Here is a 20,131-nt window from a genome sequence, read left to right as displayed (position 1 = left end):
TTATTTTTTGCCGGTAATAGTGATGGCCGCCAGCAATTCTTTATAGGTCATGGTTTTAATATCCTCATCGCTGTAAAACGGACTCAATTTATCTTCGTTAAAGTGATAAAGTTCCCAGCGCTTATTGTGATATTCTAAAGAAGTCAGGTTTTCTACCCAATCCCCACTGTTCAGGTACAGACATATACCGTTTTTATTTACTTTTCGTACCATTTGCGGTTGGTGAATATGTCCGCATACCACGTATTTATATCCATTTTCAATAGCGAGGTCTGCAGCTACCTTTTCAAAATCATTGACATACTTAATTGCTTTTTTTACACTATTCTTGATTTTTTTTGACAAGGAATACTTTTCCCGTCCCATTTTTATGAGCACCCAGTTAATGATGCGATTAAGTACAATAAGGAAATCATACCCCCATCCACCCAGTTTGGCAATCCACTTGGTATGCTGAATAGAAGCATCAAAAACATCGCCGTGAAATATCCAGGCCTTTTTTCCGTCCATATTTAGCACCAGTTTATCAAGGATATGTATGTTACCCATACTTACATCACTGAATTTGCGGAGCATTTCATCGTGGTTTCCGGTTATATAAAAAACCTCCGTCCCTGCAGTGGACATATCTATGATCTTTTTGATAACCTGTAAATGAGCTTTAGGAAAATAACGCTTTCGAAATTGCCAGATATCTATTATATCACCGTTCATAATTAATTTTTCCGGCTGAATACTGTTAAGATAAGACAAAAGTTCACCCGCATGGCAACCATAGGTTCCCAAATGCACATCAGATATAACTACCGTTTCTACTTTTCGTTTTCTCAATTGAAGGAGTTATTTCCTGCAAAGGAAACAGTATCTTATTACTACAACATTAAAACGCAATTAATTCTATATAAGAATATTGTTAAATAATTATCATTAAACCTGCCGTGTATTAACTTATTATTATCCGTATTTAATTTTTGTTTCTCTGATTTAAAAATTACATTTGTTGCAAAGGAGCAAACTATGGCCGGAAACTCTTTCGGAAACCTTTTTAAACTCACTACATTTGGAGAATCGCATGGGGCGGCCATAGGTGGTATCATAGATGGTTGTCCTGCGGGGCTGTTGCTGGATATGGATGCCATACAAAAAGAACTGGACCGAAGAAAACCGGGACAATCTGCCATTGTTACCCAGAGAAAAGAAAGTGATACCGTTCGGTTTTTAAGTGGCCTCTTTGAAGGTAAAACTACTGGTACGCCTATTGGTTTTGTAATTTACAATGAAGACCAACGGTCTAAAGACTACTCTCATATCAAGGACCGTTACCGCCCCAGCCATGCCGATTTTGTATATGATAAAAAATACGGCTTTAGAGACTATCGCGGCGGTGGACGCAGTTCTGCAAGAGAAACCGCTTCACGGGTCGTTGCGGGAGCCATTGCAAGACAGTTATTATCAGATATTCGTATTAACGCCTACGTCTCTGCCGTAGGAGATCTTTCGCTTACCGTTCCATATCAGGAACTGGACCTCGACAGTACTGAAAACAACCCCGTACGCTGTCCTGATGCGGCTACCGCAGCACAAATGGAAACACTTATAAGGAAAGTACGTAAAGAAGGGGATACCATAGGTGGGGTCGTTTCCTGCGTAGTACGCAATGTACCTGTGGGTCTTGGAGAACCTGTTTTTGATAAATTACACGCCGAGTTAGGCAAAGCTATGCTCTCTATTAATGCCGTAAAAGGTTTTGAATACGGTAGCGGATTTTATGGAGCAACCATGCGAGGGAGTGTTCATAACGACCGATATCATGCCGATGGCAGTACCCAAACCAATTATTCCGGTGGCATCCAGGGAGGCATAAGTAATGGTATGGATATTTATTTTAAAGTAGCCTTTAAACCCGTTGCAACCATTATTCAGGCACAACCTACCATAAACCAAAAAGGAGAAGAAGTAACCATGAAGGGGAAAGGAAGGCATGACCCCTGCGTAGTGCCCCGTGCCGTGCCTATAGTAGAGGCTATGACCGCACTGGTACTTGCCGATTATTATTTGTTAAATCAAATCACCAAACTTTCATAAAAGCCATTTAGAACGCTTTGTTAATTAACAATACATGAAAAAAATAGCATTACACTGGCAAATTTTATTGGGTATGGTTGCAGGGGTTGTCTTTGCATTCACACTTGTTCAGTTTTCATGGGGACCTAAATTCATAACCGACTGGATCAAACCTTTTGGCACCATTTTTATAAATGCCCTTAAACTCATTGCAGTACCTCTTATTCTGGCCTCACTTATAAAAGGTGTATCAGATCTTAGAGACATATCCAAGTTGTCTAAAATGGGAGGCCGTACTATACTCACGTATATTGCTACCACCATTATTGCGGTATCTATTGGCCTTACGATCGTTAATGTTATAAAACCCGGAGAGTCTATCTTAGAAGAGACAAGAAATGAGTTAATGGCCAGTTATGGAGGAGATGCCGGCACAAGGATATCACAGGCTGAAAAGCAAAAAGAGGCTGGTCCGCTCAAAGCTTTGGAAGATCTGGTACCCAGTAATATCTTTAATGCAGCTACCGATAATGGCAACATGTTACAGGTAATTGTATTTGCCATTTTCTTTGGTATTGGCCTTATTTTAATTCCAGATCAAAAATCGGCTCCCGTAAAGGCATTTTTTGACGGGTTTAACGAGGTGATCCTAAAACTTATAGACCTTATTATGCTGGCTGCACCCTATGGCGTTTTTGCGTTATTGGCAGCTTTAGTGGCCGAAGCGCCTAGTACGGACCTTTTTATAGCCCTTTTTTGGTATGCGCTCTGCGTACTGCTGGGACTCTTGCTAATGCTGCTGGTCTATACAACCCTCGTATGGGTATTTACCAAGAAAAAACCACTTTTTTTCCTAAATGGTATTGTTCCCGCACAATTACTTGCTTTTTCTACCAGTTCCAGCGCCGCCACTTTACCGGTTACTATGGAACGTGTGGAGGAACACCTGGGCGTTGATGACGAAGTTGCCAGTTTTGTTTTACCTATTGGGGCCACCATTAATATGGATGGTACCAGCCTTTACCAGGCAGTTGCTGCCGTTTTTATCGCACAGGCTTTTGGTATGGACCTTAGTTTTAGTACCCAATTGGGAATTATTGCTACCGCTACACTGGCTTCTATAGGTTCTGCTGCAGTTCCCGGAGCCGGTATGGTAATGCTGGTAATTGTTCTGGCACAGGCCGGAATACCCGAAGCAGGCCTTGCCCTGATTTTTGCAGTAGATAGGCCTTTGGATATGTGCCGGACCACTGTAAATGTAACAGGGGATGCAGCGGTTTCGATGATGGTTGCTAAATCAGTAAACAAACTGGGAGAACCTAAGGTAAAAGAATGGGATGATTATTATCCGAAGGGTGAACAATAAGAAAAAAATGCCTTATTGTAATATGGGGACCCTTAATCCACAAAACGCGCTTTTAATTCAGGAGTAGGTATCATACAGCTATCCTTCTTACCAAACCACCGATAGCGGTTTCTCGCCACAAAATCATACAGGGCATCTCGCAACCCGGTTGGAAAGATATAGTGAAACGGGCGCAATAAATTCCAGATACCCCCAAACTCTTTTGCTATCTCCAGAGCAGCTGTAGAGCGGGTGTAATAAGCTACTCCCGGTTCAATTAAAATAATAGAATCTGTAGTAGCAGTATCAATGCCCCTTTCTTTAATAAGCTTACGGGCCAAATCACTTTGCAGAGAAGCAAAGCGAAAAACATCTTTTTTATCTCGTTTTATTACAAACAATACAGCGCCATTGCAAAGGTTGCAAACGCCATCAAAAAGAATAAGTTTTTTTCCAGGTTCCAGTTCCATATCAATTACAAAAATACGACATAAATCAAGATTAATCGTTAAAACACAATTAAAGGGGTGAATAGTTTATTTATTATTTTCTTTCTACCAGTTCCAGTTGATCCAGACTTACATTGGTAATAAAAAGACCGTAATTTACTACTGCTTTCTTTTTCTCAATTACATCAATGGTACCTATTGCTTTTCCATCGAGCATACGTACCCTGTCACCGGGCTTCAGAGCTACTTTGGGTGCTTCCTTTTTAGTCTTTTCTTCTTTTTTCTTCTCCTGTTCCTTTTTCTTTCGTATCGCTACTACCTCTTTCACTACCTCTTTTTCTACTTGAATCTTTTTCTCCTTCTCTGCCTTTTTCTCGGTAGTTGTTTTCTTTTTGCGCTTGGCATTCTCAGTTTCCACGATACGCAGAAATTCTGAAATGAGAGGTCGTTTCTTTTTGTGGTAAAAGTAATTCTCGGCCAGAGTATTGATCTTATTGCCTAAATAGATCATTCGCTGGTTGTGATCGTAAAGTTCCTGATAGTTCTCCAGTTTACTTTTTACCCTTGTATTAAGCTCCTCTAAGCGCCGGGCCTCTTCCCGGGCCTTTGTTTCTTCATCCTTAAGGGCTGATGAGGTTTTTTCCATTTTAGTACGCTCCTTCTGCAGTTTGGCAATGGTAGCATCAAAGCGTACTTTACCCCGCTCAATTTTTTTCTTCGCACGGTTAATGAGCCCGTAAGGGATCCCGTTTTTTTGTGCCACTTCAAAAGTAAAAGAGCTACCGGCCTCGCCAAGTATAAGTTTAAAGGCAGGTTCCAGTGTTTTACGATCAAACATCATATTGGCATTTACGGCATACGGCAGTTCATTAGCCAGTATTTTAAGATTGGCATAATGTGTCGTGATTATACCAAAAGCCTCTCTGTGATAGAACTCTTCAAGAAAGGTCTCTGCCAGTGCCCCGCCCAGTTCCGGATCACTTCCCGTACCAAATTCATCAATAAGGAAAAGGGTTTTCGCATTGCACTTACGCAAAAAGTAATTCATGTTCTTTAAGCGGTAACTGTAAGTGCTTAAATGGTTCTCTATAGATTGGTTATCACCAATATCGGTAAGAATACGATCAAAAATACTCATTTTACTACGTGGATGCACAGGCACCAGCATTCCGCTTTGCAGCATTAATTGAAGGAGCCCCACCGTTTTAAGCGTAATGCTTTTTCCTCCGGCGTTTGGCCCGGAGATCACAATAATACGCTGTTCTTTGTGTAAATTAATGGTTTGGGGCCAGGTAGTATGCCCTTCTTTTTTATTAGAAAGATATAACAACGGATGATAAGCATCTTTTAGATACACATTTTGGTCATCTGTAATCTCAGGCAAACAGGCGTTTAGCTCTATGGCATATCCTGCTTTAGCCGCTACGACGTCAATGAGTGTTAAAAACTCCTGATACGACTGTATCAAGACAGTATAGGGGCGCAAAAAATTGGTTAACTCTTTTAAAATGCGATTTATTTCTTCTTTTTCATCATATTCTAACTGGCTCAACTCCCGGGTGGAGGTATGTGTTACTTCTGGTTCTATGTAGGCAATACTCCCGGTTTTAGAGCTCCCCAGCACGGTACCTTTCACTTTTCGCCGGTACATGGCCTTTACCGCAAGAACTCTTCTGTTATCTACCACACTCTCCCGAATATCGTCCAGAAAGCCCGCATTCACATAAGTGTTTAAGGCCCTGCCAAAACTCTCGTTGATCTTTAACTTTACCTGATGCATACTCCGTCTAATCTGTAACAGCGCATCGCTGGCATCGTCTTTTACTTCACCAAAACGATCGATTACACCGTCAATTGCCTCAATAATATCTTTTGTAAAAAGTATAGTATCAGCCGTTTCATGTAGGGTTGGATAATACTCTTTAAACTTTTTAAAAAAAGTAAGGTGGGTATTCACTGTGGCAGACATAGCACCTATTTTTCGAAACCCTTTGAGCTCTATTTGTGTGTTTTCTATTTTGAGAAGGCTTACCTCATTATCAACCCTGTCAAACGAATGATTGGGAATGCGGTTATTATTGTCAAAAGACGATACATACTCCGAGGTTTGTTTAAGTGCGGTGAGCATTTCTTCTTTATGGGTAAAAGGAACCGTTGCCAATGCCATTTCAGAGCCGGTTTCGGTATGACAGCGTTCAGCCAGTTGTTGTAAAACAGTGGCCATTTCCAGGTCTTGTAAGGTTTTGTCATGTATTTTGTGCATTGCCATAAGAAATGCTACTTTTGAGCCTGGCAAAAATAGTGCTTTTATATGAACGTACATATACATAACAGCTGGAAGCAACACCTGGAAAGTGAATTTTCTTTACCGTATTTCAAACAACTGGTTGATTTTGTAAAAAATGAATATACCCAACACACCTGTTATCCCCGTGGTAATCGGATTTTTGCAGCTTTTGATCATTGCAGCTTTGATGATGTAAAAGTGGTTATTATAGGTCAGGACCCATACCACGGCCCCGGCCAGGCCAACGGACTTTGTTTTTCTGTGAACACCGGTGTACCACACCCTCCGTCACTTATCAATATTTTCAAAGAAATAGAACAGGACCTGGGGACACCTTACCCCAAAAGCGGTAATCTGGAAAGATGGGCCGATCAGGGGGTACTGCTATTAAACGCTACGCTTACCGTAAGGGCGCATCAGGCCGGAAGTCATCAAAACAGAGGATGGGAACAGTTTACCGATGCCGTAATAAGACTGCTGTCATCTCAAAAAGAAAATATTGTTTTTATGCTCTGGGGAGGATATGCCAAGAAAAAAGGAGCTATTGTAGATAAAAGCAAACACCATGTCCTCTCTTCAGGACACCCTTCTCCATTAAGTGCCAACCGTGGCTTGTGGTTTGGTAATAAGCATTTTAGTGCTTGCAACCGCTTTTTGGAAAGTAATGGTCATACTTCAATTATATGGTAAAAAAAAAGGGCAGGTTATAAATAACGCTGCACCTATTTTTTGTATAAGTATATTGATTAATAGCGGAGTAAAACTAATGAAAACCTACCCGAAACTTCAAAAATACTCGATGAAGTAAGCCCTTTATCGGTTAAGCGTAAAACTGTTTATAGAAATCATAAAGAATTATAATTCCGTAATATAATTATGGGATTCCCATAACTTTGAAAGTAGATCCAGATCTAACAAATAACTCTGTACTTTTTTTAATTCTTCGGGGGTTAAATTTTGATCTCCCCATGAAGTCCTTGACAGCCAGTCGGTCACATCTTCCGGTTGTTGTCTGTATTTATTTGCCAATGTTTTGGCTATACCCGGTATATGTTTAAAATCGGCAGTATAGGTATTGATCACTTCCAGTACATGTTTTACAATAGGTGCCTTTTCCTCTACAAAGGTATTTCGTACTGCAATAACAAAACAGGGCCAGGGGGTAGGGCAGTCACCTAATCTGCGAAAAGTACCCTCATCTACCAAAGGTTTAGTAGTATAGTGTTCCCAGAGAAAATAGGCCGCTTCTTCTTTAGAAAGCGCTTCAACACCACCTTCAAGTGTATTTACTACTTTAAACTTGAGGTTACGAGTGTTCCATCCCATACGGTTTGCATTTACAAAGGACATTAAATGACTTCCGCTTCCATACCGGCTTATAGCTGCAACAGTACCCTTTAGGGAGTCTAAAGATCTGTATGGGCTGTTAGCGGCCACATGAATACCCCAAATGAGTGGTGTTTTTACATATACCTGAACAATACCGGAAGGGTTGCCTGCGGCAATATCTTTTATAATACCTTCTGTAAGTATAATAGCAAAATCGGTTTCACCGGTTCTCAACATTTCACACATACGGCCTGTGCCTTCGGGTACATCTTTCCATTGTACATCTAAACCACGATCCTGAAAAGCACCCTCTTTGATAGCCATGTGCCACGGGTAATTAAAATGTTCCGGAACTCCGGCAACCGTAATTGATATCACAGTATTCTTTTTAAAAATTAAACTGCAAATATACCACGCAAATGCCGTTAACGATATACCTTATTTGCTTTTTTTGATAGAAGAGAGGTAAGGTAATCAAACTGTGCATATTGGGAACGGAGTGGGGTTCCTATACCTGAAGATCTCACATATTCATTTTTGTGTTCTTCCTCAATATGTCTTGCTTTCACAGTATCATTTAGCTGTAATTGTAAAAGGTGGTATAGCTCTGTAAAGACTTCTTTATCCAGGATTGGAGCTAGCACTTCAATTCTTTTGTCCAGGTTACGAGGCATCCAGTCAGCCGAACCTATATACATTTTTTGGTTTCCGGCGTTTTCAAAAATATAGATACGGCCATGTTCTAAATAGCGATCTACAATACTGGTTACTTTAATGTGATCGCTCAGGCCTTTTCGTTGCGATATCAAACAGCAAAAGCCTCTTACAAGCAATCTTACCGGAACGCCGGCTTCTGAAGCTTTATACAGTTGTTCAATAAGCTTTTTGTCTTCCAACGCATTCATTTTCGCAGTAATTCCACTGGGCTTTCCTTTACGGGCATTTGTAATTTCCTGATCTATCAGGTTCTCAAAAGTAACCCGGGTAGTAAAAGGGGATACCAATACGGTAGCCGGGGTAACAGAGGCTCTGTTGCCTTCCAGATAATCAAAAACAAGTGAGATATCAGAATTAATAGCCTGATTTGCTGTGAAAAGGCCATGATCGGTATAAATGCGGGCTGTTTCTGCATTGAAGTTCCCCGTACTGATAAACGAATATTTTCTGCTCCCGGAGCCTTCTTTACGCGTAACCTGGAGTATTTTGGAATGCACTTTGAGCCCACGAATGCTATAATACACAAAGGCACCTTCGTTTTCAAATCGCTTGCCCCATTCGTAATTATTAGCTTCATCAAAACGCGCCTGGGTTTCCATAAAGATCATAACTCTCTTACGGTTGCGTAACGCCCGCAGTAAGGCATTGGTAAGCTCTGATTCTTTAGCAATACGATATAAAGAGATACTTATGGAAGTTACCTGAGGGTCACTGGCACAAGTCTCAAGAAACCCCTGTAAAATATCAAATGACTGATACGGAAAATGTACTATCTGGTCTTTTTCTCTGATATGCTCAAAATAATCTTCATTTCTTTGTAATACGGGATGTGGTAATGCTTTTTGCGATTCGAAATGTAGTTTCGCATTTCCGGTTGGGTCCTTAAGACTTAAAAGATCACTGAAATTATGATATTTTCCTCCGGGTACCATGTCTGCTTTTCCCAGTCCCAGTATTTTTTTTAACCGCTCACGCATTTTTTCAGGCATGCGCATATCATACAGTAATCGGGTAGCCTGCCCTTCTTTACGTTGCCCCAGGTTTTCATAGATCTGTTGGGCCAGGTCTCCGTCAAAATCATCTTCCAGATACAGTTCGGCATCTCTGGAAAGTTTTATCTCAAATGACTCTTTTTTTGTTAGGCCGGGAAGAATTTCCTCCAGATTATCTTTAATAAGCTCTTCTACAAAAGTAATGGCATGTGTACCCTTAGCTGCGGGTAAAGCAATAAAGCGGCCTGACGATACGGGTATTGATACAAAAATGAGTTTGTTATCATGCATCACTGCTAAATATAGATCTCCGTCTTCCAGAAAAACTTTTTTCCCTGTTTGAGGCTTTACTACGTTAATACTATTTTTTAAATGATATCTGAAATACAAAGTGCCATATATACGTTGTGTCTCTGAAAAGGAGCTTTTGTCAACAAGCTCAATTCCTTCTTTACTAAGTTGAGGCAGGAGCTCTTCAAAAAAAATTCGTCCAAATTCCTGTTGCTGCTGTTCAACTTCGGCAATGAGCGCCTTTAATTTTTTATTAGGCTTCAGGATAAGCCGTTTACGCAAAGGCTTATCTACTTTTTTGATCTGGCGTAACTGTGAAACTTTTACCTTAAAAAACTCATCGAGGTTGGAAGAGAAAATAGCAAGAAACTTTAGTCGCTCAAATAAAGGATTGCGTTCATCGGTTGCTTCCTGAAGTACCCGGGCATTAAAGGCCAGCCAACTGCGTTCACGACTTATAAATCTTTCCATTGCCTTATTACCATATTTTTGGTAAAATTAGGTATCTGGCTTAAAAACAATTTAACCAAATTGTTAAATCATTAAGAGGCCAAATGCTCTAAAGCATATTGTATTAATGAGTCTATGGCCTTTTTAGGGTTTGACGAGAAGGTTTTTAAAGGCCGGTTGGCTAAAATACAATTCAGGGACACCGCCTGGTGACCCAATAATGCAGAAAGTCCGTATATACCGGCGGTTTCCATTTCCAGATTAGTAATACGAACCCCTTTAAACGCAAATGCAGTGAGTTTTTCATTAAAATCCGGGTCACGTACTTCCAGCCGGAGTTTACGGGACTGGGGCCCATAAAAACCAACCGCTGTAGCCGTGCATCCTTTATGCACACCCGGGGTCTCAAAAATTGCCTGTAAAGCAGAACTGCAAGGTACTATATAAGGAGCGAAACCATCTTTATACCAATTGGTATATTTTACAAAATATTCCTGAAAATCAACGAGTTGCACATGGTCGCTTTTATAAAAATGTAAAAGGTTATCAAAGCCCAAACCGTGTGTGCTTATAAGAAAATCATTTACTGGAATATCTGGCTGCAGTGAGCCTGAAGTTCCCAGCCTTATAAAGCGCAGTGTAGTAAACTCTTGTTTTACAGATCTGGTCTCAAAGTCAATATTTACAAGAGCATCGAGTTCATTTAATACAATATCGATATTGTCAGTACCAATACCGGTAGAGATGACCGTGAGTTCTTTTCCGTTAAGAGTACCGGTATGCGTAACAAATTCTCTTTTTTGCTTTTTTACACGTATGATGTCAAAATATTGTGATACCAGGCTTACCCTATCCGGATCTCCTACCAAAAGTACAGTATGTGCAATATCTTCCGGCAGCAGGTTGAGATGATAAATACTCCCGTCCGGGTTAAGGATAAGTTCGGAATGTGGTATGGACATATTAAAGTTTTAGCAAACGGCCGGTATCTTCATGATACAGAAAATCGTATTTCAATGTACCTCCCAAATACATTTCCTGATCTTTAATAATTGGATAGAAACTGGTTTCGCCTTTCAAAACCTCTTTACCAAGGCGACTTAATCGTACCGGATTAAATGTATGGAAAAGGGGCTTCAGGTCTTTGGCCATTTTAAAGAATTGTAAATCTCCAAAACCGTAAACACCCTGATCTTTTAACATAGACCCTACCAAAGCATTTTTGGAAGCGGGTTTTTGCTCGGCAGCAATACGTAAAAACCGATTCTCAAGCTCATTGAGCCCGTTTCGTACAGTAGGGAATCGTTTAATATGTGCTTCTAAGGCTAAAGGAAGGTATTCAAATTGAGAAGTATTGGGCTGTTGGACAATGTTTTCTAACTTGAGCGGGTTACTGCTACAGTACAATTGCCATACATAATCTGCGTACTCTATATCGTCCTGAGAGAGTTCAAGGCGAGTTTTATATAGTTCTAAAAGTTGTTCCTTTGTTAGTTCAGACAGCCCGAGGTAGCGATCACCACCTTCCTGAAGACCACTGGTGACCAAGGATACCTGCACACCTTTACGATGTTTTTTCAGCCAGCTTAATACGGCAATCATATTAATTTGACAAAACAGATCGTACTCAAACCACAGGATGATCTCGTTTTCTGATTTGTGATTACAAAGAGAACGATATTCCTTTAGTGTTCGGTCCACAAAAGATCGTTTGGTGATCTTATAGAACTTGTTTAAAAACTCATAACGGATTTTCCAAAAATTTTCACTGCCTATGTCAGGGGTAGTCTTTCCTTCACAAAGCATCTCTCGCCATGTGATTATATCGCCCTGTATATCCAGCTTTTTTAATGTTGAGGTAAAACTATCTCCGTTGGTAATGTGAAGAACTTTACGCATCTCTCTATCGAATAAGGTTAGTTAGTGTAAGGTAAAATTAAGCATTTTAACGACTTATATACAATTTTAACGTGTTAAAATTATCCGCCAACCCGCTTTACGTTATAAGAACGCTCTTCTAGCCATTTTATGATTTTATCCCTGAAATTTCCCTGTATAATGATCTCCCCGTTTTTTACACTGCCTCCCACACCAATGGCGGTTTTAATTTGTTTGGCAAGCAATTTGATCTCAGTTTCACTACCTGAAAAACCTTTAACAACGGTAACTGTTTTTCCGCCACGGCCCTTATTACTAAAATGTGCTTCCAAAAATTGTTCAGAAGGGGCGAGGGGTGTTTCGGGCAGGATTTCTTCTTCTACCGGCAGATCTTTATCTGTAGAAAATACAAGATCACCCAGGTCATCAAAGCTTTTAATAGGTTTCTTACCCATAAATCATTTCTTTATAAGTCCCAGGTCTATAAGTCTTTCTTGTAAAAATTCCCCCGCTGTGATATCTTCATATTGTTTTGGGTGCCTGGCATCTATACAGCTTTCCAGGCAGTCTAAAGGCATGCTGCTAACAGGATGCATAAAAAAGGGAATGGAATAACGGGAGCTACCCCAAAGTTCGCGTGGCGGATTAATAACTCGGTGTATAGTAGATTTAAGCTTGTTGTTGGTGTGCCTGGACAACATATCACCCACATTTATCATTAATTCATCAGGCTCTGCAATGGCATCAATCCAATCGCCCTGATGGTTTTGCACCTGTAAGCCACGGCCCTGAGCCCCCATAAGCAGTGTGATCAGGTTAATATCACCATGAGCTGCGGCCCGTACGGCTTCTTTGGGTTCTTCTTTAATAGGGGGGTAGTGTATAGGGCGTAAAATAGAGTTTCCGTTTTTGATATACCGGTCAAAATAAGTTTCTTCCAGATCTAAACGCAAAGCCAACGCCCGTAATACATATTTAGCTGTTTTTTCGAGCATTTTAAATGTTTCCTTACCTACTTCATTAAAATCAGGCAACTCGCGCACTAAAACGTTATCAGGATATTCAGCTTCCAGTTTAGGGTCATCTTCCACATATTGTCCAAAATGCCAGAACTCCTTTAGATCACCTTCCTTACGCCCCTTAGCATGTTCTTTCCCAAAAGAAGTATATCCCCGTTGCCCCCCTATACCTTCAATCTCGTATTTGGCTTTTACATCAAGAGGTAAGTCAAAAAAACGACGTACTTCGCTATAGAGGCGTTCTACCAGTTCGTCACTAAGAAAATGACCTTTTAAGGCTACAAAACCAATAGTTTCATACGCATGACCTATTTCATTTACAAACTTCTCTTTTCTCTTAGGATCATCACTTAAAAAATCTCTAAGATCTACAGTGGGTATTTTATTCATATCACTTTGACTATTGTATCAATTAGATTGCATACAGGTAACTCACAGCCCTGCATGATTTACAAAAATAACGAATTTAACATATTGATAAACCATAATCAGGGCTACAAAAAGAATAAACCCGGCTCTAGGCGTATATAATTTTCCTAATTTTACACCCATAAAATAAAAATACATGAAAGTAATATCCGGTGAAACGCCACTTACTTTTGCCAAAGGAGCGCTGAACAGTGAAACTCTTATACGTTTGTATAAACGCATTCTTAAACCCCGAATGATAGAAGAAAAAATGCTTGTTCTTCTCAGGCAGGGAAAAATATCCAAATGGTTTAGCGGTATTGGCCAGGAGGCTATTGCTGTTGGGGTATGTAGCGCTTTACATACCGATGAGTATATTTTACCAATGCATCGTAATCTGGGGGTTTTCACTACCCGAAACATTCCACTTTACCGTTTGTTCTCACAATGGCAGGGAAAAGCGAACGGGTTTACCAAAGGGCGGGATCGCAGTTTTCATTTTGGCACACAGGAGTATAAAATTATAGGGATGATATCCCATTTGGGTCCTCAAATGGGAGTAGCAGATGGTATTGCCCTTGCGCACTCCATACGCAAAGAACCCAAAGTATGCGCTGTATTTACCGGAGAGGGCGCTACCAGTGAAGGTGATTTTCACGAAGCCCTAAATGTAGCATCAGTCTGGGATCTACCGGTACTGTTCTGTATTGAAAACAATGGTTACGGACTATCAACACCGGTGAATGAACAATACAAATGTCAAAATCTGGCAGATAGGGGTGTTGGCTACGGTATGGAATCTCATATTATTGATGGTAACAATATTGTTGAGGTATATACCAAAGTCTCAGAACTGGCCGAAAGTATCAGAAATCACCCCAGGCCGGTTCTTTTGGAATTTAAAACGTTTCGTATGAGAGGTCATGAAGAAGCCAGCGGTACCAAATATGTTCCCGAAGAACTCATGAAAAGCTGGGCGCTTAAAGATCCCATTGAAAATTTTAGAAAATATCTTCTTGAAGAAGGAGTGATCACAGAAGAAGAAGACACAGAATTTAGAAAAGAATTTAAGAGTGAAATAGACGAGAATCTTAAAAAAGCCTATGATGAACCTTTAATTCAGGCTGATAGAAGCAAAGAGTTAAGTGATGTTTATCAAAAGTATGACTATAAGGAAGTTAAGACAAATTCCAAAAGTGAAAATATTCGTTTTGTAGATGCTGTATCCAAAGCTTTAAATGAAGCTATGCAAATCCATGGTAATCTGGTTATTATGGGTCAGGATATAGCAGAATACGGTGGCGTTTTTAAAATAACCGAAGGCTTTGCAGATCGTTATGGGAAAGACAGAGTACGCAATACCCCTATTTGTGAATCGGTGATCGTATCGGCAGGTATGGGATTGTCGATAAACGGAATGAAAGCCGTAGTGGAAATGCAATTTGCCGATTTTGTTTCTACCGGATTTAACCCTATTGTAAATTACCTGGCCAAATCCCACTACCGTTGGAACGAAAAGGCCGATGTTGTAATTCGTATGCCCTGTGGTGCCGGAGTTCAGGCAGGGCCTTTTCATTCGCAAACTAATGAAGCCTGGTTTACTAAAACCCCCGGTTTAAAAGTGGTTTATCCGGCATTTCCTTACGATGCCAAAGGCTTATTAACCACGGCAATAGCCGATCCTAACCCCGTACTTTTCTTTGAACACAAAGCACTGTACAGGAGCATCTACCAGGATGTGCCGGAGGGGTACTATACCCTGCCGCTAGGCAAGGCAGCTTCGTTAAAAACCGGTTCACAAGTAAGTATTATTACCTACGGGGCCGGTGTTCATTGGGCCCTGGAGGCTCTTGAGAAGCACCCGGAAATAGAAGCCGACCTGCTGGACCTGAGAACTTTGCAACCTCTTGATAGCGAAGCTATATACCAATCGGTACAAAAAACAGGAAAAGCAATCATATTACAGGAAGATACTCTTTTTGGTGGCATTGCTAGTGATCTAGCAGCACTTATAAATGAACATTGCTTTGAGTACCTGGACGGTCCTGTGAGAAGAGTTGGCAGTCTCGAAACTCCAGTGCCATTTGCTAAAAACCTGGAAGACCAATTCTTACCCGTTCAACGTTTTGAAGAAGCTCTTTTAGAGTTAATAGCCTATTAATTTGAAAACCAACACTAAAATCGCAAAATATGAAACACGTAACTCACATATTTTTTTTATGTATCCTGTTGTTTAACATTACCGGCTGTAAACAGGATAAAAAAGAAACTGCTCAGCCCGAAGGAACCGTCTTAAAGGAAGAAAGTAAAATAAAAGGAGAAGAAGTCACATATAAAACCGATTCTATCTCGATGAAAGGTTATATTGCTTATGATGAGAACCTTCAGGGAAAACGCCCCGGTGTGATCGTTATACACGAGTGGTGGGGCCATAACGATTATGTTCGTGAGCGGGCCGATATGCTGGCAAAATTAGGATATACCGCCATTGCCGTAGATATGTATGGCGATGGAAAACAGGCTACACACCCTCAGGATGCCGGGAAATTTGCTTCCAGTGTCATGGGAAACCTTCCTGTGGCCAAGGCTCGTTTTGATGCAGCAATGCAAATGTTACAGGCACATTCTTCTGTAGATCCCGGGCAAATAGCAGCCATAGGGTATTGTTTTGGCGGAAGCGTTGCCCTTACCATGGCCAATACAGGGCGCGATCTGGATGCTGTAGCTGCATTTCACAGTGGGGTACAATTACCGGTGATGCCCAATGATAAATTAAAAGCACGGGTACTGGTATGCAACGGGGCAGACGACCCTTTTGTTCCTAAAGAAGCTATTGCCACCTTTAAGAGACAAATGGACAGTATTGGTGCGCAATATACCTATATAGCATATGAAGGAGCGGTTCATGCTTTTACGAGCAAAGCAGCCGATTCTTTAGGGAAAAAGTTTAACCTGCCGCTTGCCTATCAAAAAGAAGCCGACGAGAAGTCATGGCAGGAACTTGTTACAATGCTTGAGAACGTATTTGAATAGCTAAAAAACCGGGAGCATTCCGGTTTTTTTTATGTTTTACTTTTCTTTTACATCTGCCATATCCTATTCCGGGCCCGGTATTAAGTTTATGAAAAATCCATGAACAGAATTACATAAAATCATCCTTAAATCTTATTTTTATCGTATATACTTACAAAAACAATAACATGAACAAATTTCCCTTACTTACGATGGCACTGTCACTTTTTTTGATGGTATCATCCTGCTCCGTTACCAAAACCGAAAGAGTTGCCCGAAACACAATTGATGGCAACTGGACCCTAAGCAGTATTACGTATGACAGATCTGGTATGTTTGAAGTAAAACTATTTAACGATGTCACTGCCGAATGTTTGGAAAATACCCACTGGTTTTTCCGTTCTAACAACAGTACCGGTACTTATGAGGTTACTAAAAACGGGTGCGATCCCGGGATTCGGTATGTGCGTTGGGCTGCCGTAGAGACCGCCAAAGGCAGTGGTTTGTACGATTTCACCATGAAATTTACCGATGAAAGGAAAAAAGACCTCGATAAGAACCGGGGCTACCGAATGCAACTTAAATACCTGGATGACAACACAATGCAATTATCTTACACGGTAATGTTTGAAGGGTCTCCCTTCGTGATCACTATGAATTTCTCTCGAAAAATTTAACATTTTCAAAAAAAACTTACAATGAAAAATACGATTTATAGAACAATGAGCGTTATAATCATCACAGTACTTGTTTCCGGGTGCAGTGCCGTTCAAAATGCAAATAATAAACAAAAAGGTGCCGTTATCGGAGCTGCTTCCGGGGCTGTTTTAGGAGGTGTTATTGGCAATAATGTTGGAAAAGGTAACACCGCAATGGGTGCCATTATTGGAGGTGTGGTAGGAGGTGCTGCCGGTGCGTACATTGGTGATAGAATGGATCGTCAGGCAGAGCGTATTGAAGAAGAGATCCCAGGCGCCGAGGTTACCAGAGTAGGAGAGGGCATTAATGTAACTTTTGATGAATCGAGTGGTGTATATTTTGCTACTAATTCGCATACTATTAATGCAAAATCCAGAGAAACGCTCAATAAACTGTCTGGTATATTCAGAGAATACTCTGACACTAATATCCTTGTTGAAGGGCACACAGACAGCACCGGTAGTGATGACTACAATATGCAGTTATCTCAGCGAAGAGCAGAATCGGTAACTGGTTATTTGGTAAGTAAAGGTATTTCCAGTTTGCGTTTTTCAACAAGCTGGTATGGAGAAACCCAGCCTAAGTACACCAATGAGACCGCAGAAGGAAGGTCTAAAAACAGACGCGTTGAAATTGCTATTGTAGCCAATGAAAAATTGAAAAAAGAAGCTATTGAAAATACAGGCAATGAATAAGTAGGTTAAGTTGCTTTTAAAGGCGGTTACAAGGGCACGTAACCGCCTTACTTTTTTCTACTCTTTCTAATTTGCCACCGGTAAATACAAATACACATCTAGTTTATTCTCCCTGCGTATTTCGGAGATCGGGATACCAAAATCTAATAAATTTATAGAAGACACTCCCTCAATTACCCCGTTCCTATAGGTAAGATCCAAAACCATTGGTTTCTCAGTATCTTTTATTTTCAGTAATCCGGTAACCAGGTACCCGTTCACAACAGGCTGTATTTTTTCACTTTTAAAATGGATGATCGGGTATTTTTTTCTACTCAGTAATTTACGGGACGTAAATCGGATATCCCGAATCGCATTTCCGGTAGTAAGAGTAGCGACTTTCACTTCTGCAGTCATTTTAAAATCGTCAAGATGAGCCGGATCAAAGGTAATTTGAGTTTTTAAACCGCCTATGGAAGCGGTAATATCATCTGAAGGGATATGTAAATGAATACGTGCCTCGGCATCTAGTATCTGAAAAGAAGCACTCCAAAAGGAGGGAAGTACAGAAAAGGTCCAGGCACTAATTAATAGAATAAGGGCATTTTTAAATAACAACATGACAGTAATATTTGGGTAGGGTAAAGGTAGTAAAAATCATGAACTTACATTTTTCACCTAAACAAAGCAATTGATAAACAGCGTTTTAAATGTATATTTTACATTTTGTTAAAGACATTTTAATAATATGATTTTTGTCATGGTAGCAAAAAAAAACCTATTCTATTTTAGCTCTTGAAAATCAAAATAAATGAAGAAGATCCTTATTCCAACCGATTTTTCTGATAATGCTTTTAATGCAGTGCGCTATGCGTTGCAATTGTTCGCAGAAGAAACCTGTACATTTACGTTGCTCAATTCGTATAATCCGCCTATGGCAGAACAGGTAAACCCTATGACTACGGCCGATACGGCACGGGTAATTCTCGATATGGCTAAAAAAACATCTGAAGACGGGTTAAATGAAGTACTGCAAAAAATAAGTGCCGATTTTCCCAATAAAAACCATACGTTCAAAACCGTTTCCGAATACAATTTCCTAAAAGAAGCTATTGAAGAACTGGTAGAGGCGGAGAAGCCCGACCTTATTGTGATGGGAACCAAAGGAGCCAGCGGACTCAAAGAGATCTTTTTGGGAAGTAATACAGCAAGGGTAATTAGCCAAATAGAGTGCCCCTTACTGGCCGTACCGGAAAACGCTACTTTTTCACCTATTAAAGAAATTGCTTTTGCAACCGATTATGATTATTATTTTGAGCGGTCTGAAATGGAGACCATGATTGACCTCATTAACAAATTTGATGCTGGTTTTCATGTATTTCATGTGTTGGAACACGGCGAAGAACTCCCGGAAGTAAAGGCTAAAGTACGAAATTACCTTGCTGATATTTTTAAAGAACAAAAACCTGATTTCAGATTGCTTACCGAAGCAAAACTGGATACCGCTACCCGCATTTTTATTCAGAGCAGAGATGTCGATCTTCTTTGTATGGTAACACGAAAACAAACATTTATAGAGCGGCTTTTCGGAAAATCAAGAACCGGAGGGATTAGCTTTCATGTACAGATACCACTTCTCATTCTGAGAAAAGAAAACTAGAAAAAAAAGTGCCGGGTGTGCAACACCTGACCTTTCTACATAAATTCGCTTATTTTATGACACCCGGCTATTTTTTCTTTATTCCAAAGCATTCTCAGATATCAATTGCGGATACGCTTCAAGCGTTTTTCGCATTTGTTCCTTAGTCAACATATCCAGAGAGATCTCAAACATTTCGCGGGCATATATTTCCCGTAATTCTGTATAGGCACCACTTATTTCATTTTGTACCGTCACATAAGTGCGATACGCCACTTCACGATCGGTTTGTACCGAAATAACGGCTTTTTGCGGACTCTCGGAAGCATTTGCATCTCTTGCACCTTTACAATAAGTACATGTACCGCTCCCGTTATTATCAATAAAATATTTTATGGCTGTTCTGAGAGCATCTGGCGTAATAACGGCGTCCTTCAAAAAGATCTCTTGTTTGTGATTAATTAAAATGGTAAGTACATTTTGTGCCTCGTGCTTTGCCTTGCCTGATGTTTCATAAGGTGGAAGCTTACGCGCAATACCCTCGTCATTTGAAATAGTTGTGGCCACCAGGAAAAAAATCAGCAATAAAAAGGCAATATCGGCCATAGAACCCGCATGTACCGATACCTGTGAACGTTTTGTTTTCATACACATTGCGTTTATTCGGTTAATACTAGTAAACCCCTCAATACCAGTGCCAAACTAAACGTTAACCTTAATGTTTTTTAACAAACACCCATTTTAACACATAAATACATCGGTTTTCCAAAACTTATACTTAACATAATGATTCCTTAATATGTGAATTGCCAGCCCGGATAAGATAAATTTTAACTTTGCTTTAGTAAAATATTAACATTTATAACAGTGCATCCCTG

19 protein-coding genes are annotated in these 20,131 nt (G+C 40.3%); 8 read left to right on the top strand and 11 right to left on the bottom strand.

Annotated features, from left to right (window positions below; translation table 11 throughout):
• The gene (locus tag WAO84_RS01935; RefSeq protein ID WP_340063336.1) at positions 1 to 831 is read right to left on the bottom strand and encodes a UDP-2,3-diacylglucosamine diphosphatase; all 831 of its coding nucleotides are present in this window, start codon (positions 829 to 831) and stop codon (positions 1 to 3) included.
• Between the two features lie 186 nt (positions 832 to 1,017).
• Between WAO84_RS01935 and aroC the strand changes: the two genes are divergently transcribed.
• Positions 1,018 to 2,085 (top strand): chorismate synthase, encoded by a 1,068-nt coding sequence (aroC, locus tag WAO84_RS01930; protein WP_340063335.1) that lies wholly within the window; start codon positions 1,018 to 1,020, stop codon positions 2,083 to 2,085.
• A 34-nt stretch (positions 2,086 to 2,119) separates the two neighbouring features.
• Entirely contained in the window at positions 2,120 to 3,430 is a 1,311-nt protein-coding gene (locus WAO84_RS01925; protein ID WP_340063334.1) for a dicarboxylate/amino acid:cation symporter, read from the top strand.
• A 32-nt stretch (positions 3,431 to 3,462) separates the two neighbouring features.
• Here the strand turns inward: WAO84_RS01925 and WAO84_RS01920 are convergent, their stop codons facing one another.
• Positions 3,463 to 3,879, bottom strand: a complete 417-nt coding sequence (locus WAO84_RS01920; protein ID WP_340063333.1) for a thiol-disulfide oxidoreductase DCC family protein — start codon at positions 3,877 to 3,879, stop codon at positions 3,463 to 3,465.
• A gap of 73 nt (positions 3,880 to 3,952) precedes the next feature.
• Positions 3,953 to 6,121, bottom strand: coding sequence for an endonuclease MutS2 (locus WAO84_RS01915; protein ID WP_340063445.1), 2,169 nt, complete (start codon positions 6,119 to 6,121; stop codon positions 3,953 to 3,955).
• A 48-nt stretch (positions 6,122 to 6,169) separates the two neighbouring features.
• Between WAO84_RS01915 and WAO84_RS01910 the strand changes: the two genes are divergently transcribed.
• Entirely contained in the window at positions 6,170 to 6,835 is a 666-nt protein-coding gene (locus WAO84_RS01910; protein ID WP_340063332.1) for a uracil-DNA glycosylase, read from the top strand.
• Positions 6,836 to 7,000: 165 nt separating this feature from the next.
• Here the strand turns inward: WAO84_RS01910 and WAO84_RS01905 are convergent, their stop codons facing one another.
• The 6 genes from WAO84_RS01905 to WAO84_RS01880 all read right to left on the bottom strand — a co-directional run bounded on the left by WAO84_RS01905 (position 7,001) and on the right by WAO84_RS01880 (position 13,211).
• Entirely contained in the window at positions 7,001 to 7,852 is an 852-nt protein-coding gene (locus WAO84_RS01905) for a substrate-binding domain-containing protein (RefSeq protein WP_340063331.1), read from the bottom strand.
• Positions 7,853 to 7,899: 47 nt separating this feature from the next.
• A complete protein-coding gene (gene ppk1 / locus WAO84_RS01900; RefSeq protein ID WP_340063330.1) occupies positions 7,900 to 9,945 on the bottom strand; it encodes a polyphosphate kinase 1 in 2,046 nt (681 codons plus the stop codon).
• 71 nt (positions 9,946 to 10,016) lie between these two features.
• The gene (locus tag WAO84_RS01895) at positions 10,017 to 10,886 is read right to left on the bottom strand and encodes a nucleoside phosphorylase (protein ID WP_340063329.1); all 870 of its coding nucleotides are present in this window, start codon (positions 10,884 to 10,886) and stop codon (positions 10,017 to 10,019) included.
• Position 10,887: 1 nt separating this feature from the next.
• On the bottom strand, positions 10,888 to 11,823 hold the full coding sequence (locus WAO84_RS01890) for a DUF1835 domain-containing protein (RefSeq protein WP_340063328.1): 936 nt from the start codon (positions 11,821 to 11,823) through the stop codon (positions 10,888 to 10,890).
• Positions 11,824 to 11,903: 80 nt separating this feature from the next.
• Positions 11,904 to 12,257, bottom strand: a complete 354-nt coding sequence (locus tag WAO84_RS01885; protein ID WP_340063327.1) for a translation initiation factor — start codon at positions 12,255 to 12,257, stop codon at positions 11,904 to 11,906.
• 3 nt (positions 12,258 to 12,260) lie between these two features.
• Positions 12,261 to 13,211, bottom strand: a complete 951-nt coding sequence (locus WAO84_RS01880) for an isopenicillin N synthase family dioxygenase (protein WP_340063326.1) — start codon at positions 13,209 to 13,211, stop codon at positions 12,261 to 12,263.
• Positions 13,212 to 13,386: 175 nt separating this feature from the next.
• Between WAO84_RS01880 and WAO84_RS01875 the strand changes: the two genes are divergently transcribed.
• The 4 genes from WAO84_RS01875 (at position 13,387) to WAO84_RS01860 (ending at position 17,635) form a co-directional block, all read left to right on the top strand.
• Positions 13,387 to 15,390 carry an alpha-ketoacid dehydrogenase subunit alpha/beta gene (locus tag WAO84_RS01875; protein ID WP_340063325.1) on the top strand — a complete coding sequence of 668 codons (2,004 nt, stop codon included), beginning with the start codon at positions 13,387 to 13,389 and terminating at the stop codon, positions 15,388 to 15,390.
• Positions 15,391 to 15,419: 29 nt separating this feature from the next.
• Positions 15,420 to 16,262 carry a dienelactone hydrolase family protein gene (locus WAO84_RS01870; protein ID WP_340063324.1) on the top strand — a complete coding sequence of 281 codons (843 nt, stop codon included), beginning with the start codon at positions 15,420 to 15,422 and terminating at the stop codon, positions 16,260 to 16,262.
• Positions 16,263 to 16,429: 167 nt separating this feature from the next.
• The gene (locus tag WAO84_RS01865) at positions 16,430 to 16,918 is read left to right on the top strand and encodes a lipocalin (RefSeq protein WP_340063323.1); all 489 of its coding nucleotides are present in this window, start codon (positions 16,430 to 16,432) and stop codon (positions 16,916 to 16,918) included.
• Positions 16,919 to 16,939: 21 nt separating this feature from the next.
• Entirely contained in the window at positions 16,940 to 17,635 is a 696-nt protein-coding gene (locus tag WAO84_RS01860) for a YiaD family glycine zipper/OmpA-like lipoprotein (RefSeq protein WP_340063322.1), read from the top strand.
• 66 nt (positions 17,636 to 17,701) lie between these two features.
• On the opposite strand, the gene WAO84_RS01855 is transcribed toward WAO84_RS01860, so the two are convergent.
• On the bottom strand, positions 17,702 to 18,235 hold the full coding sequence (locus tag WAO84_RS01855; protein ID WP_340063321.1) for a YceI family protein: 534 nt from the start codon (positions 18,233 to 18,235) through the stop codon (positions 17,702 to 17,704).
• 190 nt (positions 18,236 to 18,425) lie between these two features.
• Between WAO84_RS01855 and WAO84_RS01850 the strand changes: the two genes are divergently transcribed.
• Entirely contained in the window at positions 18,426 to 19,274 is an 849-nt protein-coding gene (locus WAO84_RS01850) for a universal stress protein (protein ID WP_340063320.1), read from the top strand.
• A 78-nt stretch (positions 19,275 to 19,352) separates the two neighbouring features.
• Here WAO84_RS01850 and WAO84_RS01845 read toward each other — a convergent pair whose 3' ends face one another.
• The gene (locus WAO84_RS01845; RefSeq protein WP_340063319.1) at positions 19,353 to 19,901 is read right to left on the bottom strand and encodes an ExbD/TolR family protein; all 549 of its coding nucleotides are present in this window, start codon (positions 19,899 to 19,901) and stop codon (positions 19,353 to 19,355) included.
• Positions 19,902 to 20,131 lie beyond the last annotated feature (230 nt).

The sequence above is a fragment of the Ascidiimonas aurantiaca genome (assembly GCF_037646345.1).
Taxonomy (GTDB): Bacteria; Bacteroidota; Bacteroidia; order Flavobacteriales; family Flavobacteriaceae; genus Ascidiimonas; species Ascidiimonas aurantiaca.
The sequence above is the reverse complement of the archived record's forward strand: the minus strand, read 5'-3'. Positions and strand labels throughout refer to the sequence as shown.

Excerpts from the sequence above, each read along its gene's own strand:
- aroC (WP_340063335.1), top strand. The coding sequence starts at position 1,018 with ATGGCCGGAAACTCTTTCGGAAACCTTTTTAAACTCACTACATTTGGA.
- WAO84_RS01925 (WP_340063334.1), top strand. The coding sequence starts at position 2,120 with ATGAAAAAAATAGCATTACACTGGCAAATTTTATTGGGTATGGTTGCA.
- WAO84_RS01920 (WP_340063333.1), bottom strand. The coding sequence starts at position 3,879 with ATGGAACTGGAACCTGGAAAAAAACTTATTCTTTTTGATGGCGTTTGC.
- WAO84_RS01915 (WP_340063445.1), bottom strand. The coding sequence starts at position 6,121 with ATGCACAAAATACATGACAAAACCTTACAAGACCTGGAAATGGCCACT.
- WAO84_RS01910 (WP_340063332.1), top strand. The coding sequence starts at position 6,170 with ATGAACGTACATATACATAACAGCTGGAAGCAACACCTGGAAAGTGAA.
- ppk1 (WP_340063330.1), bottom strand. The coding sequence starts at position 9,945 with ATGGAAAGATTTATAAGTCGTGAACGCAGTTGGCTGGCCTTTAATGCC.
- WAO84_RS01895 (WP_340063329.1), bottom strand. The coding sequence starts at position 10,886 with ATGTCCATACCACATTCCGAACTTATCCTTAACCCGGACGGGAGTATT.
- WAO84_RS01890 (WP_340063328.1), bottom strand. The coding sequence starts at position 11,823 with ATGCGTAAAGTTCTTCACATTACCAACGGAGATAGTTTTACCTCAACA.
- WAO84_RS01885 (WP_340063327.1), bottom strand. The coding sequence starts at position 12,257 with ATGGGTAAGAAACCTATTAAAAGCTTTGATGACCTGGGTGATCTTGTA.
- WAO84_RS01880 (WP_340063326.1), bottom strand. The coding sequence starts at position 13,211 with ATGAATAAAATACCCACTGTAGATCTTAGAGATTTTTTAAGTGATGAT.
- WAO84_RS01875 (WP_340063325.1), top strand. The coding sequence starts at position 13,387 with ATGAAAGTAATATCCGGTGAAACGCCACTTACTTTTGCCAAAGGAGCG.
- WAO84_RS01870 (WP_340063324.1), top strand. The coding sequence starts at position 15,420 with ATGAAACACGTAACTCACATATTTTTTTTATGTATCCTGTTGTTTAAC.
- WAO84_RS01865 (WP_340063323.1), top strand. The coding sequence starts at position 16,430 with ATGAACAAATTTCCCTTACTTACGATGGCACTGTCACTTTTTTTGATG.
- WAO84_RS01860 (WP_340063322.1), top strand. The coding sequence starts at position 16,940 with ATGAAAAATACGATTTATAGAACAATGAGCGTTATAATCATCACAGTA.
- WAO84_RS01855 (WP_340063321.1), bottom strand. The coding sequence starts at position 18,235 with ATGTTGTTATTTAAAAATGCCCTTATTCTATTAATTAGTGCCTGGACC.
- WAO84_RS01850 (WP_340063320.1), top strand. The coding sequence starts at position 18,426 with ATGAAGAAGATCCTTATTCCAACCGATTTTTCTGATAATGCTTTTAAT.
- WAO84_RS01845 (WP_340063319.1), bottom strand. The coding sequence starts at position 19,901 with ATGAAAACAAAACGTTCACAGGTATCGGTACATGCGGGTTCTATGGCC.